The sequence below is a fragment of the Streptosporangium sp. NPDC004379 genome (genome assembly GCF_042873875.1).
In the GTDB taxonomy this organism is placed as follows: domain Bacteria; phylum Actinomycetota; class Actinomycetes; order Streptosporangiales; family Streptosporangiaceae; genus Streptosporangium.
On the sequence record NZ_JBIAMC010000022.1, the window covers coordinates 69,347 to 84,469 of the forward strand.

A 15,123-nucleotide genomic window follows, 5' to 3' on the forward strand; every position below is an offset into this window, starting at 1 on the left:
AAACCCCGCGCGCCGCCCGGCGAGGAGAGGAGCCGGGGGAGCGTTTGACCTTCCAGCGGCTGGAGACTCGACGATGGGCCGCATGGATTCGATTCCCGCGGAGATCACCCGCGACATCTACGGCATGCCCGCCTTCGTCTCACTGACCGTCGCCGACCTCGACCGCACGGTCGACTGGTACGTCAACGGGCTGGACTTCATATCGCTGTTCACCATGCCCGGACCCGGCGGCGAGCCCGCGCTGGTGCACCTGCGCCGCTGGCGGTACCAGGACATCCTGGTGCGTCCCGGCAAGGCCGAGCCGGGGGAGCGCTGGACGATCGGCGTGATGGCCGAACTGGAGCAGCTCGACGCCCTCGCCGACCGGGCCCGCGCACACGGCGGCGGCACGGTCGAGGGTCCCGTCGACACCCCCTGGAACACCAGGGACCTGCGCGTCACCGACCCGGACGGGTACACCGTCGTCTACACGGCCCGGCGCGCGGAGGGCGAGCGCGACGCGCGCTTCACCGCGATGATGGAGAAGGAGGCCCGCCGGCAACTCGGCGGGTGAGGCCGGGCACCGGCCCCCTCGGAGTTCCCTGCCTCGCGGATGGGTGCCGAGGGGTTTCCGGCGCTGTCAGAATCAGTGCCGACGACACCTCGGCCCCGTACGGAGGACGGCATGGCACGTGACCTCTTCGTCGGCATCCCCGTCACCGACTGCGCCGCGGCGTTGCCGTGGTACGAGCGGCTCTTCGGCCGGGGGCCCTCGTTCCTGCCGAACGACGTCGAGGCGGTGTGGGAGGTGGCCGAGAACCGGTACGTCTACATCGTTCAGGACCCGGAACGGGCGGGGAACGCCCTGGTGCTGTCGTTCGTCGACGACCTGGATGACCGGGTCGCCGAGATCGCGCGGCGAGGCGTCGAGCCCGCCAGGCGTGAGACGTACGACGGCGGTGTGACCAAGGTGACCTACCGGGACGCGGAGGGCAACGAGATCGGCTTCGGCGGCGTTTCCGGGTGACGCCCCTCGGGCCCCACCGGAGATCTGGGGCGTCCCTTCCGTGGGTTCGCGGCCGGAAAACTGTCGTCGTGGTGCCCTAGCCTCCTGACCGGTTGATCGAACTGGGCTTACCTGGAGAAAACGGCTATGACGTACCTTGAGCTGTCCGAGGACGGCGGCGGAGCGCACAAGTTCTACGAAGCGACCGTGTCCGGGACGCAGGTGACGATCACGTACGGGCGCATCGGCGAGGCCGGGCAGACCAGGGTCACCGACTTCCCGACAGCGGAGAAGGCCCGGGCCGCGGCGGCCAAGAAGGTCGGCGAGAAGATGCGCAAGGGCTACGCGCCCGCCGTGCGCGGGATGCGGCAGCGCAGGCCCGTCACCCGGAGGATCATCGTCAGCACCCGCTCCACCGCCCGGCAGGCGCCGGTCCTGTGGCGCTTCGACAGCGGTTCCGCCGCGTTCGGCATCTTCGTGGACGAGGAGCGCTGCTGGGTCGGGAACCAGCGTGGCGACGTCTACACCGTCACCCATTCCGGCACCGTGACCGGCCGTTTCCGGCTGCCGGAGGGCGTCAAGTGCATCGTGGCCGACGACTTCTGGATCTACGCGGGGTGCGATGACGGCACGGTGTACGACCTGAGCGGCAAGGTGCCCAGGGCGGCCTACGAGATCGCCGCCGACGTCGACATCTACTGGCTCGACATCCACGACGGCGTCCTCGGTGTCTCCGACCGGGCCGGGCGGATCACCACGATCGACTACGAGGACGAGCTCCAGTGGGCGCGCGCGGGCCGCGGCGACTCCGCCTGGATGGTCCGGTGCGACGAGGACGCGGTCTACCACGGTCACTCGGACGGCGTGGCGCGCTACGACGCCGACGGCACCCTCGTGTGGCAGACGCCGGAGGTGCGGGACGTGCTGTTCGGCTGGCAGGAGAGGGACGCGGTCTACGCCGGCACCGCGCGCCGTACCGTCCACCGGCTGGCCAAGAGCGACGGCCGCGTCGAGGCCGTCTACCGGTGCGACGGTCCCGTCTACTCCTGCGCGACCTCGCCCGGAGGCCGCTACGTCTTCGCCGGTGACGGCCACTCGTCGGTGTACTGCTTCGCCGCGTCGGGGGAGCGGCTGTGGAAGCTCGGCACCGGCTGCGGGTCGGCCTTCTCCATGCAGTTCTTCGACGAGCGCCTGTACATCGTCACCACCGACGGCTCCCTGGCGTGCATCGACGCGAGCGAGGCGGCGATCGCCGCCGCCTGCGGGGGCAGCGTGCCCGAGCGCGTCGACGTGAAGGCGGCCGCCTCGCTCACGGCGGTGGAGCCGTCCGTCGTGCTGGAGACGGTCACCCACCCCGGGGACGGCGTGGTCGTGGAGTGCGTGCGCGAGGGCGAGCGCCTGCGCGTCCACGTGGTCAGCCCCGGCTACGAGTCGTGGAACGTGCAGTTCCCCAAGGCCATCCGCGAGGCGGGCGCCCGCTACCTGGTCGAGGACGTGCGCCCCTCCGGCCGGGGCGGCTTCTACCGCACCTACGGCGAGATCAGGCGCCTGATCTGAGCCTCCGCCCAGGTCCGGGCCCTGCGGCCCGGCCGGGACGAATGCGGCGGGGGCCGTACCCGGAATTCGGTGGTCTTCAGCCCGGTCGTCGTGCAGCCTGAACTCAGAGGAAGATCGTGGGAGGGGGCCGATGGACTGGGGAGATCTCCCGCATGATCCGGTGGAGTGCGCGGCGCGGGTCGATGCGGCCTTCGAGCGGAGCGACCCCGAGATCGGCAGGGTCGTGGTCGGGTTGTCCCTGTGCCATCCCGACGCCGAGGCCATCGCCCCTCGGGCCCGAAGAGCACTCGCCTCCGATCAGCGTGAACTCCGTTGCCTGGGGCTGACCGCCGTGTCGCACATGGTCCGCCGTACGGGCGAGATCGATGACACGACGCTGGAGACCGTCCGCGGACTGCTGCGTGACCCCGCCCGGGAGGTCCGCGAGTACACCGGCACCGTCCTCTCCGACGTCTGGATCTTCGTGTCGCACTCCCGTCTGCCGGGCTGGCTGAGCAGGCGGGAGCGGATGCAGGGGATCAAATGGTGGTTCGTGATGAGGTGGACGGGTGTCAGCCGACGTCTTCGGCTTCGATGAGGTGACCGGACATCGGCGGCTTCTCACCGGACCGCGTTTCCCGAAGTGGAGCGCGTTGTCGTCGTGGAGGAATGGGACGTGTCCGTGAACGGCGGTTCTGATGGTCCGTACATCGCGGTTCTGGTCTTTAGGACCGAGGTCGGCGGAGGCTACGACCCTCCGCGGTTCAGCGAGGACATCGCGCTGATCCGTGCCGGATCCCTCGACCTGGCGCGCGCGGCGGCGGAGGCGCAGGGGCGGGAGGAGGAGACGTCCTACGCCAACGAGTACGGCGAGACGGTCACCTGGACCTTCGTCGGCGTGGCCGATGTGCGGGCCGCCCTGGACGACGCGCTCGACGGGAACGTAACCCTCTACTCCAGGAGCTTCGACGACCTGGAGTGGTACAGGCGGGTCTTCTCCACGGACCTCGCGCCGTACGGAAGCGGGTCGTGACCCCGGAGGCGAGCCCTGGCTCCGGGGTTCGAGGGACCGTCGTCAGTTCGCTGAACCGGCCCGTTCCGCGGTCGCCCGTGCCTCACGCGTCCGCCACTCCTCGGCCAGTACCGACCAGATCTGGATGTCGATGCGGCCGCCGTCGCCGGGATACACCTGGCGCAGGGTGCCGTCGAGCGACATGCCCAGCCGCTTCGCCGCGTTGACGCTGCGGGTGTTGCGGGCATTGGTCCGCCACTCCACGCGCTGGATGCCGCGTTCCGTCACCGCCCAGTCGATGATCTGCCCGGCGGCGCGGCTGACCAGCCCGCGCCCCTCGGCGGCGGGCTCCAGCCAGCAGCCCGCCTCGCAGAGCCCCAGCGCCGCGTCGAACGACACGAACAGCACGCCGCCGACGAGCGTTCCCTCCAGCCAGATCCCCCAGATGCCGCCCGCGTCCTGGGCCCATCTGTCGGCGTAGCGCTGCAACAGGGCGCGGGCCCCGGCGACGTCGGAGGCGGCGAACAGGGGCGAGACCCACGGCGTGATGTGCTCGCGCGCCCGATCCAGATGGGCGAGGAACTCCTCGGCCCTCCAGGGGTCGAGCGGCCGCAGCTCGGCGTGCTCGGTGAGGGGCAGGGCGAACATCGGGCCTCCAGGGGGTTCAGGACGGGTGCCGGGTACGAACGCTAACGGATCATGATCCTGGATCACACCGGTTATGACGCCCGCCGCCCCGGCACCCGCCGTCGCGCCGGCACGCGGGCCGGCTCCTCTCGCGGAACCTCAGGAGGGCGGCACCGGGGCGGACGGCGCGGCGGGCGCGGCGGGCGCCCCCGGAAGCCGGGAACCGGCCGGCAGCAGCGGCTCGCAGGCCTTCACCGCCGCCCCGTACTTCTGGGACACGGCGTCGACGCGCTCTCCCTTGATGTCGAGGTTGACCAGCCCGTCGGAGGAGAACGAGACCTCCGGGAAGCCGGGCGACCCGTGCGAACGCATGCACGCGGTGAACGTCCCGCCGCCGTCCGCGGGATCCTCGGCGGAGGTGACCACCGCCCAGCCCGCTCCCGCCGCGAGCACCGCGGCGGCGAGGACCACCTTTCCGATCGTCGAACCGAACATGATCGCTCCCTTCGTCTCCATCGATGGGTCCAGACAAGCCGAGGGCCGGTTACAGGACCGCAACGGTGACGGTCACCCCGCTGTAACCGGGCGACGAGGATGCTGGAGATCATGAGGGTGCTGATCGTCGAAGACCACGAGGAGCTGGCCCTGACGGTGGCCACGGGGCTGCGCCGTGAGGGCATGGCCGTCGACGTCGCGCTGGACGGCCACGCCGCGCTCGACCGCGCCTCGGTCAACCACTACGACGTGGTCGTCCTGGACCGGGACCTGCCCGGTCTGCACGGCGACGAGGTGTGCAGGTCGCTGGTCGGCACAGGCCATCCGGCGCGGGTGCTGATGCTCACCGCCGCGGGGACGATCGAGGACAGGGTGACCGGGCTGGGCATCGGAGCCGACGACTACCTTCCCAAACCGTTCGCCTTCGCCGAGCTGGTCGCCCGGATCCGGGCGCTGGTCAGACGGGCGGGCCCGGCGCTCCCGCCGGTGCTCGTCCGTGGTGACCTGCGGCTGGACCCGGCCACCAGGATCGCCACCCGTGACGGGCGCCGGCTGTCGCTGAGCCCCAAGGAACTCGCCGTACTGGAGCTGCTCATGGCCGCAGGAGGCGCGGTGGTCTCCGCCGAGCAACTGCTGGAGCGGTGCTGGGACGAGTTCGCCGACCCGTTCACGCAGACCGTGAAGGTGACGGTCAGCAGGCTGCGCCGCAAGCTGGGCGACCCGCCGCTGATCGAGACGGTCCCGCAGGCCGGATACCGGATATGAGACGGACGGTACGGCTGCGCCTGGCCCTGCTCTACACCGGCCTGTTCCTGGTGGCGGGGGTGCTGCTGGTCGCCCTCATCTACGTCCTGGTCGAGTTCTCCCCCTTTCCCGGGGCGCCCGTCGCCCCCGCGTCGCCCGGCGGACCCGTACCGCCGGCCCAGGCGTCCACGACGGCGCAGGCCGGGCACCTGCGCCGGCTGCTGGTCAACTCCCTGATCGCACTGGTGGTCATGGCGTTCGCGGCGGTGCCGCTGGGCTGGCACATGGCCGGCCGCGTGCTGCGGCCGCTGGGGGAGATGACCGCCACGGTCCGGCGCATCACGGCCGACCGGCTCGACCGGCGGCTGGCCGCGTCCGGACCGGACGACGAGCTCAAAGAGCTGGCCGACACCTTCGACGAGCTACTGGACCGGCTGGAGGCCGCGTTCACCGCTCAGCGGCGGTTCGTCGCCAACGCCTCCCACGAGTTGCGCACCCCGTTGACGCTGCAGCGGGCCATGGCCGAGGTGGCGCTCGCCGACCCGGCGGCCGACGCGGAGTCCCTGCGGAAGGTCCTGGAACGCGTGCTGGCCGCGGGCATGGATCAGGAGCGGCTCATCGAGGCGCTGCTCACGCTGGCCCGCAGCCATCAGGGACTGCGTCACCGGCAGTCCTTCGACCTGGCCGAGATCGCCGGTCGGGCCGTCGGCCACCGTGAGGGTCCGGACCCCCGCGTCGAGTCCGATCTCCGGCGGGCACCCGCCTCCGGCGATCGCGCCCTGGTAGAACGTCTGGCCGGCAACCTGCTGGACAACGCTCTGCGGCACAACGTCCCCGGCGGGTGGGTGAGGGTGGAGACCGCCGTACGGTACGGACGACCCGCCCTCAGGGTCGCCAACAGCGGTCCGGTGATCCCGGCCGACCGGCTTCCCGTGCTCCTGCAGCCCTTCCAGCGCCTGGACGCCGGCAGGAAAGCCGGTGGCGACGGCCTGGGGCTGGGCCTGTCGATCGTGGCCGCCATCGTCGAGGCGCACCGGGGCACGCTGGAGATCCGGCCCCTCCCGGCGGGAGGGCTCGACGTGAGCGTCACCCTCGATCCTTCCCGAGCTCTCGACTGCTCCTGAGCTCTCGACTCTCCCTGAGCTCTCGACTCCTGAGCCTGGGCGAACCCGTGACGGACCCCTGGCCGTCATCCCGGGCGACCGCTGACGCCTCCGACGCCGGAGGGGGCTGACGGGAGGGGGACAGGGAGGTCACCGGGGGCGGTCCCACCGGTAGCGGCGTTCCGGGCGTCCCGCGGCACCGTACTTCAGGGAGACGTGGACGTGTCCCAGGGTGACGAGGTGCTCCAGGTAGCGGCGGGCGCTGACCCGGGAGATGCCCACGCGGGAGGCGCACTCACCGGCCGACAACGTGCCGTCCGCCGCGCACAGCTCCCGCCGGACCAGCTCCGCCGTCTCCACGCTCATGCCCTTGGGCAGGACCGGGGAGGGCGACGGCCCGGCCCCGGCGAGGACCCGGTCCACGTCGGCCTGGCTGCTGATGACCACGCCGCCCAGCTCGGTCCGCCGGGCGGCGTACCGCTCCAGCCGTACGCGCAGGTCGTCGAAGTCAAACGGCTTGAGAAGGTAGTTGTTCACCCCCCGCCGGGCGGCGCCGCGGACCGCCTCGATCTCGCGCGCCGCGCTGATCACGATGATGTCGCAGTCGTGGCCCCCGGCACGGATCCGGCTGATGACGTCCAGCCCGAAGACGTCGGGCAGGTAGAGGTCGAGCAACACGAGGTCCGGACGCAGCTCACCGACGCGGGTGAGGGCCTGCTCCCCGGTGCCGGCCGTACCCACCACGCGGAACCCGCCGACCCTGCCGACGAACCCGCTGTTGATCCTCGCGACCATGAAATCGTCGTCGACGACGAGCACGTCGATCACAGGGACGCCTCCAGCAGTTCCCGGGGCACGCGGCCGACGGACATCCGGGCGGTGAACATCGCCCCGTCGGCGGTGTTGGTGACGGCCACCTCACCGCCGCGGCGGCGGCAGACGAGCTGCGTGAGCGCCAGGCCGATCCCTCGTTCGCCCCCCAGCGCGGCCTTGGTGGTGAAACCCCGGGTGAAGACCTCCCGGGCGAGCTCGGGGGCGACGCCCGGACCGGAGTCGCGCACCACGATCTCGACACTGGAGGCGTCCTGACGCAGCTCGACCTCCACCCACGCCTCCGGTTCGCCGCCCGCGGCGCCCGCCACGTCGACCGCGGCCTCGATGGCGTTGTCGACCAGGTTGCCCGTCACCGTCGCCACGTCGGCAGCGTCCACCGGGTCCAGCCGGTCCAGGGTGGTGCGGTCGGACAGGCGGAGCTCGACCCTGCGTTCGGCCGCGAGCGCGGACTTCGCCGTCAGCAGCGCGGCGACCGCGTTGTCACGGACCCTGGTGGCCAGGGCCAGGTCGAGGGACTCGCGGTGCTTCCTCAGCGCCCGGATGTACCGGACCACCTCGTCGTGCTCGTCCACCTGGATCAGTCCCGAGATGACGTGGAGCTGGTTGGCGAACTCGTGGGCCTGGGCGCGCAGCAGCTCGGTGGAGCTGCGGAAGGACCCCAGCTCGCGCTCCAGCTGGGCCAGCTCGGTCCGGTCGCGCAGGGTGGTCACCGAGCCGAGGCGCCGTCCGTCCTTGACGACGCTCATCCGGTTCATGACCAGCACCCGCCCACGGTGGATGACGATCTCGTCGCGGGCCTCCTCGTTCCCGGCGAGCACGTCGTACAGGCGCCCCTCGACGCCGAGCGCCCGCAGGGTCATCCCCACGCAGTGGCCGGGGAGGTCCAGCAGCGTCCGGCCCATGTCGTTGACCAGCGTGAGCCGCAACTGCGGGTCGAGCGCGACGACGCCTTCGGCGATGCCGTGCAGCATGGCCTCCCGGTGTTCGGCGAGCCCCGCGATCTCGCGCGGCTCCATGCCGAGGGTCTGCCGTTTGATGCGCCGGGCCAGCAGCCAGGAGCCCAGCACCCCCAGCGCGCTGGCGACCCCCAGGTGGACCAGCAGGTAGGACGACGCGCCGACCAGACGCTGCCATGCGGTGGGAGCGGCGACCCCGATCATCACGGTCCCGAGGTGGCGGCCGTGGTCCTCCGGCTCGGCCCCCAGCACCGGGACCTGGGCGACCAGCTCACGGGTCCCGCCGACCGGGAGGTAACCGGACCAGCCCCGGGTCCGGGCGGCTCCGGGAGCGCTCAGCGGCAGTGGCGTCCCGAGCAGCGTGGCGTCCGAGGAACCGACGATCCTGCCGCCGACGTCGGCGATCGAGACGGAGGTGACGCCGGACTCGGTGAGCGTCGACTGCACCAGCGGGGCGAGCACCTCGGCGGGCGCCGGCTGGTCGATCTGGCTGCGGACCAGAGGGTTCCACGACAGCTGCTCGGCCAGCGCCGTCACCCGGCGCCCCTCGACCCGGTCGAAGGTCGCCTCGGACTGGGCCAGCGAGATGGCGCCGACGGCGAACAGCACCACCACGACGATGACGAGCTGCAGGGCCAGCAACTCGCCCGCCAGGGTCGGGCCACGCGATCTCATCAACTACCTTCAGCGTGAAGACCCGGTCCTTCAGGGCCGATGGGAAACGTGGCACGGTGCCGCGCTTCGGGCTCAGCGGTGTAGCCGTAGCCATCGGCGCGCTGGAGCAACCGGACATGCCGATGGCTGATGCCCTGCACGGTGCCGTGCCGGGTAGTGATGTTGAAGCTGCCGGTGGAGCGGACCGCGACCCGGCCGATGTGCGTCCCGGTGTTTCTGCCACTCGGCACGGCGGCGCGGACCAGGTCGCCGGTGGCGAAACCCTTGAAGCGTTTGGTACGGGGCAGCCGCAGCCGGGGGAAGCCGTAGCGGTCGGTGCGGGTGCGGCAGTAGACGCCACGGCCGGTCGCGCGCGCGATGAGGACCATCGACGGCCAGGTGATGACGGTTTCCAGGTCGCCGACGTGCAAGGCGTCGAGGGTGTGGGACTTCGGCGCGCCGGTGCGGGAGCGGTTCCACTTCGTACGGCCACCCGAGGCGGCGTGCACCGGCAGCCCGGTCGTCTCCAGCGCCCGCCACAGCGCCCACCGGGTCGCGTTGACCGCCACCGCGTCCCGCAGCGAAGTCTTCGCCTGCGCGAGGATCCTCGCCAAGAGGGCGGGCTTGGTCTTGAGGAACTCTCCGATCGGGGTGGTGTTCTTGGCCTGATTGCACGCGATACAGGCCAAGGTGAGGTTGCTGAGGCGGTCGGAGCCGCCCCGGCTGCGCGGATGGATGTGGTCGAGGTTCAACGGCACACCGCTCGCGCCGCAGTAGGCGCATATTCGGCCCCATTTGACCAGGAGATACTCGCGTACCTCGTATCCGGCCAGGGCGCCCCGCTGATACTCCGCCCCCTCCAGCGGCCGGCCCGCCGACAAAGCATGGGTGTCGAAACAGACCCGCTCGACGTGGACGGCCCGTACCGGCGCCCAGGGGGTCAGCCGTCCCACCCACGACATCGTGGTCTCCACCCGGTGGCGCAGCGACGGCGCCAGCCACCCGGTGGATTTGGTGCGGTTGAGGAAACGGGGGGCGCGGTAGCGCAGGTTGCGGGAACGTCGCCCCCGCCGGTAGGCGGCGCGGGTGGCGAGCTTGTCACGAATCGCCGATCCCCGATGGCCGAGCCGGATGCTGTACTTCCCGGCTCTTCTCCCGCCATGTTCGGTGAACACCGCGATACCGGTGTGTCGGGAGCCGGGATCGACTCCGACCGCGACGCCCTGGACGGCCGACTCGGCGCGGGTCCGATCCTTCAGCCGGATCACCACGGCCCGCCCCGCGGCCAGCAGGCGGCGAGCTCGGGCCGGATGACACGGATCAAGCGGACGACCGTGCTTATCAAGAACGAACACGGCCGGGTGAACCTCACGGTTCGCTCCCTCCGGCGCTGAAATGCCGTCGGGGTGACGCCGGTCCGGGCGGGTGCCACCCGGACCGATCTCCCCTCGCCCCTGTTCCACGCCGGTGCCCGGCACAGCCGGGAGTCCGCGAGCCGTTTCGTCCCCACCCCGGGGGTTGTCTGCTCCCGCGGATTCCAGAGCAGGCCGCTGAGGAAGCACGGCCTGGTGGGTCCGCTCACCTGCGTGAAACGCCGTCAACCGAAGGCACCTCCTTCACCATGATCGACACGGGCTGGTCAACACAGGGCTTCCAGGCACGGTGCCGCATCTGGAAGCCCCCTCCCTCAGGAGGGGGTCGTTGACGACCACAATGAACTCAATCTCCGCTGCTCACAGAAGGAAGACGGCCTGCCGCCCGACTCGCATAATCATGGCCCGAAACCTCTCACCAGGAAAGAGACGATTGTGAGAAACCGGATCAGCGTTCTCCTCGCCGCCCTCGCGGCGCTGTCGGCCCTGGCGGCGGGGGGCTGCGGCGCGACGGCGGAGAAGGGAACCGGCGCGGCGGCGGGCGGCGGCCCGGTCACCGGGCTGCGCCTCATGGTGCCCAACACCCCCGGCGGGGGATACGACACCACCGCGCGGACGGCGGCCAAGGTCATGGAGGACGCGAAGATCGCTTCGGGCGTCCAGGTGTTCAACCTTCCCGGCGCGGGCGGCACGGTGGGCCTCCAGCGGATGATCAACGAGAAGGGCAACGGCAAGCTGGCCATGCAGATGGGCCTGGGGGTCGTCGGCGCGTCGTACACGTCCAAGTCGGAGGCGACGCTGTCCCAGACCACCCCCCTCGCCAAGCTCATCGAGGAGGCCGGGGCGATCGTCGTGTCGAAGGACTCGCCGTACCGGACGATCGAGGACCTCGTCGCCGCCTGGAAGAAGGACCCGAAGAAGGTCACGGTCGGCGGCGGCTCATCGCCGGGAGGGCCGGACCACCTGCTGCCGATGCGGCTGGCCAAGGTCGTCGGGATCGACCCCCGGCAGGTCAACTACGTCTCCTACGACGGCGGCGGCGAACTGCTGCCGGCGATCCTCGGCGACAAGGTCGGCTTCGGCGCGAGCGGCTACAGCGAGTTCCTGGACCAGGTGAACGCCGGTCAGCTGAGGGTGCTGGCGGTGACCAGCACGGAGCCGGTCCCGGTGCTGAAGGACGTCCCCACCCTCAAGGCGTCGGGCATCGACCTGGTCTTCACGAACTGGCGCGGGATCGTGGCCCCGCCCGGCATCGGCGACGCCGACAGGCGGATGTGGACCGACGCGCTCATCCGGATGCACGACTCGCAGCAGTGGAAGGCCGAGCTGACCAAGCGCGGCTGGACCGACTCCTTCGTCACCGGTGACGCGTTCGCCGCCTATCTGGCCGAGCAGGACAAGAGCGTCGCCTCCATCCTCGCAGAGCTCGGACTGGCATGAGCGGGGGAAACGAGCCCGCCCGCGAGCCCGGGGAGGGGCGCGAGGACGGCCACGTCGGCGTGCGGGCAGGTGAACGGCTCTCGCTGAGCGAGAGGCCCTCGCCGGACGGCGGGCCCCGGGACGGGGACCGCGCGCAGTACGGCGTGTGCGCGTTCCTCGCCCTGCTGGGCGCGCTGGTGATCGTCGACGCTCTCAGGATCGCCCCTCTGACCAGCAGCAACGATCCCATCGGCCCCCGCCCGGTGCCGGTGCTCCTGGGCGTGGCCCTTCTGGCGGTCGCGGTCGTGTACGGCGTGGACGTCGCGAGGGGAGGCCGCGGCGAACCCGAGGCCGGTGAGGACGTGGACCTGTCCACGGCGGTGGACTGGCGGACGGTCCTGCTGCTGGCGGGCGCCTTCGTGGCCAACGCCGTACTGATCGAGCCCCTCGGCTGGGTCATCAGCGGGACCGTCCTGTTCTGGGGGGCGGCCTTCGCCCTGGGCAACAGGCACCACGTGCGCGGACTGGTGATCGCGATCGTGCTGTCGCTGGCCACGTTCTACGCGTTCGCGATCGGCCTCGGGGTCAATCTGCCGGCCGGCGTGCTGCAGGGGATCCTGTGATGGACAACCTCGGCAACCTGCTCGACGGGTTCGTCAACGTGCTGTCCCCCGGCAACCTGCTCATGGCGCTGCTCGGCGTGGTCGCCGGGACCGCCGTCGGGGTGCTTCCCGGCATCGGCCCGGCCATGACGGTCGCGCTGCTGCTCCCGGTGACGTACGGCATGGACCCGACCCAGGCGTTCATCCTGTTCGCCGGCATCTACTACGGCGGCATGTACGGCGGCTCGACGACCTCCATCCTGCTCAACACGCCCGGCGAGTCGTCCTCGGTCGTCACCGCGATCGAGGGGAACAGGATGGCCAAGGCGGGGAGGGCGGCGCAGGCGCTCGCGACCGCGGCCATCGGCTCGTTCGTCGCCGGCACCATCGCCACGCTGCTGCTCGTGTTCGTGACGCCGCTGGTGGTCGCGTTCGCCATCGGCCTCGGCGCGCCCGACTACTTCGCGATCATGCTGCTGGCCTTCGTCGCGGTGTCGGTGACGCTCGGCTCCTCGCGCGTGCGCGGCTTCGCCTCGCTGCTGCTGGGGCTCGTGATCGGCCTGATCGGCATCGACGGGGTCACCGGCCGGCAGCGGCTCACGCTGGGCATCCCGCAGCTCGCGGACGGCATCGACGTGGTCGTCGTCGCGGTCGGGATCTTCGCCGTGGGAGAGGCGCTGTGGGTGGCCGCGCACATGCGGCGCACGGACATGCCGGTCATCCCCGTCGGCCGGCCCTGGCTGGGCGCCGAGGACTGGCGCAGATCGTGGAAGCCCTGGCTGCGCGGCACCGCGCTGGGATTCCCCTTCGGGGCGTTGCCCGGCGCCGGGGCGGAGATCCCGACCTTCCTCTCGTACGTGACGGAGAAGAGGCTCGCCAGGCGGCCCGAGGAGTTCGGTCACGGCGCCATCGAAGGCGTCGCCGGGCCCGAGGCGGCCAACAACGCCTCCGCCGCGGGAACGCTGGTGCCGATGCTGGCCATCGGCCTGCCGACCACGGCGACGGCCGCGGTCATGCTCGCGGCCTTCGAGTCGTACGGCATCCAGCCCGGGCCGCTGCTGCTGGAGCGGCAGCCGGCTCTGGTCTGGACGCTGATCGCGAGCCTGTTCGTCGGCAACCTACTGCTGCTCGTCCTGAACCTGCCGCTCGCGCCGGCCTGGGCGAAGCTGCTGCGCGTCCCCCGGCCCTACCTGTACGCGGGCATCCTGTTCTTCGCGTCCATGGGGGCCTACGCGGTCAACTCCCAGCCGCTGGACCTCGTCCTGCTGCTCCTCCTGGGCCTGCTCGGCTTCGCGATGCGGCGCTTCGGGCTGCCGGTGCTGCCGTTGATCGTCGGCGTGATCCTCGGTCCGCGTGCGGAGCTCCAGGGCCGCCGGTCGCTGCAACTGTCCGGCGGCGACCTGTCGGGTCTGGTCGGCGGCCCGCTGTCCATCGCGATCTACGTCGTTCTCGTGGTCCTCCTGGCCTGGCCGCTGATCAGACGGCTCGTCCCGCGGAAGGCGTCGTGACGGTTCCGGTGCGGGGCCTTCTTCCCATGGGAAGGTGAGCCGGAACCGGGCGCGCCGTAATGCGGAATCCTCCCCGACGCCTCCGTAGCCCCCGGCCAGAGGCTGAATGCCCAGGTGAATGTGACTTTCGACCCATGAATGAGGTAGACAGGAGAGGCAGCTTCCCCCGTCCGGCCCACGGCCACCGCCCAGCATCCGCCGACAGGCGTGGAAGAGCCCGTATCCGTGGTCCGGCATCCGCCGAAGGCACGGAGGAACCCGCGCCCGGCCGGGGTGTCCAATGACCAACCGGAAGTCGATCCGTCATGAGCACACACGTTCACGTCCGCCTCAGTCATGGACTGTCCATGAGCGAGGAGGGAGAACTGGTCCGGCTGTCGCGCTGCCGGTGCGGCGCCGCATGGACCACCACCTACTGGGCCGAGGAGGCCGACGCCGAGTAGCCGCCGCGGCGGTGTGAGACGCGGCCCGAGGACGCTCCGGGTCAGCTGGTGATCGCCATCATCACCTCGGCCGCCGTCGGCCGTTGCCGTGGGTCCTTCGCCAGGCACCGCTCCACCGCGCCGCGCAGGGCCAAAGGCAGCACCGACAGGTCCGGATGGTGGCTGACGAGCATCCGGTGGACCTGCGGCAGCGACCCGCCTTCGAAGGCGTCCCGCCCGGTGGCGCCGTAGAGCATGGTCGAGGCCCAGCTGAAGATGTCGGAGGCCGGACCGACCCGCTCGCCGGAGATCTGCTCCGGCGACATGTACGGCAGGGTGCCTCTGAGGTTGTCCGCCGAGGCCATCGCCATCCGGTCCAGCGCCCCGGCGAAGCCGAAGTCGATCACCCGGGGGCCGTCCGGGCCGAGCAGGACGTTGGCCGGCTTGAAGTCCCGGTGCACGATGCCCGCGGCGTGGATCCCCTTGAGCGCCGCGATCGTCCCGATCGCCAGCCGGGTCAGGCTGTCGCCGTTCCGGGGGCCCTGCTCGTAGACCAGCTTGGCGAGGGAGGGGCCGGGCACGTACTCGGTGACGATGTAGACCAGATCGTCCATGACCCCGGCGTCGAGGATCCGCGCGGTCGCGAAGGGGCGCACCCGCCTGGCCATCTCCGCCTCCCGGAGGAAGCGTTCGCGCTGGTCCGGGCCGCCGACCAGCCTGCCGTGCAGGACCTTGACCGCCACAGGCCCGCCGTTCGGGCCCTTCGCCAGGTAGACGGAGCCCTGGCCGCCCGAGCCGAGCAGCCGCGTCGGCAGGTACGGCCCGATCGGCGGGAACGGGGCGTGCACCGGAC

General features: G+C 71.3%; 16 protein-coding genes. 10 read left to right on the top strand and 6 right to left on the bottom strand.

The genetic code is table 11. From position 1 onward, the window contains the following. Positions 1-82 precede the first annotated feature (82 nt). From ACFYSC_RS33225 to ACFYSC_RS33245, 5 genes are all read left to right on the top strand, one after another. Positions 83-553, top strand: coding sequence for a VOC family protein (locus ACFYSC_RS33225; protein WP_389969500.1), 471 nt, complete (start codon positions 83-85; stop codon positions 551-553). 111 nt (positions 554-664) lie between these two features. Continuing rightward, positions 665-1,006: a VOC family protein gene (locus ACFYSC_RS33230; RefSeq protein WP_389969502.1), complete on the top strand. Its 342-nt coding sequence runs from the start codon at positions 665-667 to the stop codon at positions 1,004-1,006. A 126-nt stretch (positions 1,007-1,132) separates the two neighbouring features. Then, the gene (locus ACFYSC_RS33235) at positions 1,133-2,542 is read left to right on the top strand and encodes a WGR domain-containing protein (RefSeq protein WP_389969503.1); all 1,410 of its coding nucleotides are present in this window, start codon (positions 1,133-1,135) and stop codon (positions 2,540-2,542) included. 130 nt (positions 2,543-2,672) lie between these two features. Continuing rightward, positions 2,673-3,119, top strand: a complete 447-nt coding sequence (locus ACFYSC_RS33240; RefSeq protein WP_389969505.1) for a hypothetical protein — start codon at positions 2,673-2,675, stop codon at positions 3,117-3,119. Between the two features lie 78 nt (positions 3,120-3,197). Continuing rightward, positions 3,198-3,554: a DUF4288 domain-containing protein gene (locus ACFYSC_RS33245; protein WP_389969507.1), complete on the top strand. Its 357-nt coding sequence runs from the start codon at positions 3,198-3,200 to the stop codon at positions 3,552-3,554. 42 nt (positions 3,555-3,596) lie between these two features. Here the strand turns inward: ACFYSC_RS33245 and ACFYSC_RS33250 are convergent, their stop codons facing one another. Both ACFYSC_RS33250 and ACFYSC_RS33255 read right to left on the bottom strand, forming a co-directional pair. Next, positions 3,597-4,181 (bottom strand): GNAT family N-acetyltransferase, encoded by a 585-nt coding sequence (locus ACFYSC_RS33250; RefSeq protein WP_389969509.1) that lies wholly within the window; start codon positions 4,179-4,181, stop codon positions 3,597-3,599. Between the two features lie 138 nt (positions 4,182-4,319). Next, positions 4,320-4,655 carry a hypothetical protein gene (locus tag ACFYSC_RS33255; RefSeq protein WP_389969511.1) on the bottom strand — a complete coding sequence of 112 codons (336 nt, stop codon included), beginning with the start codon at positions 4,653-4,655 and terminating at the stop codon, positions 4,320-4,322. A 111-nt stretch (positions 4,656-4,766) separates the two neighbouring features. Here ACFYSC_RS33255 and ACFYSC_RS33260 point away from each other — a divergent pair, with 111 nt between their 5' ends. Then, positions 4,767-5,420 (top strand): response regulator transcription factor, encoded by a 654-nt coding sequence (locus tag ACFYSC_RS33260; RefSeq protein ID WP_389969513.1) that lies wholly within the window; start codon positions 4,767-4,769, stop codon positions 5,418-5,420. Then, positions 5,417-6,523 (top strand): ATP-binding protein, encoded by a 1,107-nt coding sequence (locus ACFYSC_RS33265; RefSeq protein WP_389969515.1) that lies wholly within the window; start codon positions 5,417-5,419, stop codon positions 6,521-6,523. The genes ACFYSC_RS33260 and ACFYSC_RS33265 overlap by 4 nt, the downstream gene beginning before the upstream one ends. A 129-nt stretch (positions 6,524-6,652) precedes the next feature. Here the strand turns inward: ACFYSC_RS33265 and ACFYSC_RS33270 are convergent, their stop codons facing one another. The 3 genes from ACFYSC_RS33270 to iscB are packed head-to-tail and all read right to left on the bottom strand — an operon-like array spanning position 6,653 to position 10,301. Beyond that, positions 6,653-7,330 carry a response regulator gene (locus tag ACFYSC_RS33270; protein WP_389969517.1) on the bottom strand — a complete coding sequence of 226 codons (678 nt, stop codon included), beginning with the start codon at positions 7,328-7,330 and terminating at the stop codon, positions 6,653-6,655. Beyond that, complete coding sequence (locus tag ACFYSC_RS33275) at positions 7,327-8,967, bottom strand: ATP-binding protein (protein WP_389969518.1); 1,641 nt, start codon at positions 8,965-8,967, stop codon at positions 7,327-7,329. Before ACFYSC_RS33275 ends, ACFYSC_RS33270 begins: the two co-directional genes overlap by 4 nt. Further along, positions 8,967-10,301, bottom strand: a complete 1,335-nt coding sequence (iscB, locus tag ACFYSC_RS33280) for an RNA-guided endonuclease IscB (RefSeq protein WP_389969520.1) — start codon at positions 10,299-10,301, stop codon at positions 8,967-8,969. The genes ACFYSC_RS33275 and iscB overlap by 1 nt, the downstream gene beginning before the upstream one ends. A gap of 453 nt (positions 10,302-10,754) precedes the next feature. Here iscB and ACFYSC_RS33285 point away from each other — a divergent pair, with 453 nt between their 5' ends. Genes ACFYSC_RS33285 through ACFYSC_RS33295 form a run of 3 tightly spaced genes read left to right on the top strand, consistent with a single transcriptional unit; the run spans position 10,755 to position 13,848 of the window. Next, the gene (locus tag ACFYSC_RS33285) at positions 10,755-11,759 is read left to right on the top strand and encodes a Bug family tripartite tricarboxylate transporter substrate binding protein (protein WP_389969521.1); all 1,005 of its coding nucleotides are present in this window, start codon (positions 10,755-10,757) and stop codon (positions 11,757-11,759) included. Continuing rightward, complete coding sequence (locus ACFYSC_RS33290) at positions 11,756-12,361, top strand: tripartite tricarboxylate transporter TctB family protein (RefSeq protein ID WP_389969523.1); 606 nt, start codon at positions 11,756-11,758, stop codon at positions 12,359-12,361. Before ACFYSC_RS33285 ends, ACFYSC_RS33290 begins: the two co-directional genes overlap by 4 nt. Further along, positions 12,361-13,848 carry a tripartite tricarboxylate transporter permease gene (locus ACFYSC_RS33295; protein WP_389969525.1) on the top strand — a complete coding sequence of 496 codons (1,488 nt, stop codon included), beginning with the start codon at positions 12,361-12,363 and terminating at the stop codon, positions 13,846-13,848. The genes ACFYSC_RS33290 and ACFYSC_RS33295 overlap by 1 nt, the downstream gene beginning before the upstream one ends. A 484-nt stretch (positions 13,849-14,332) precedes the next feature. Here the strand turns inward: ACFYSC_RS33295 and ACFYSC_RS33300 are convergent, their stop codons facing one another. Then, entirely contained in the window at positions 14,333-15,118 is a 786-nt protein-coding gene (locus tag ACFYSC_RS33300; RefSeq protein ID WP_389969527.1) for a serine/threonine-protein kinase, read from the bottom strand. Positions 15,119-15,123 lie beyond the last annotated feature (5 nt).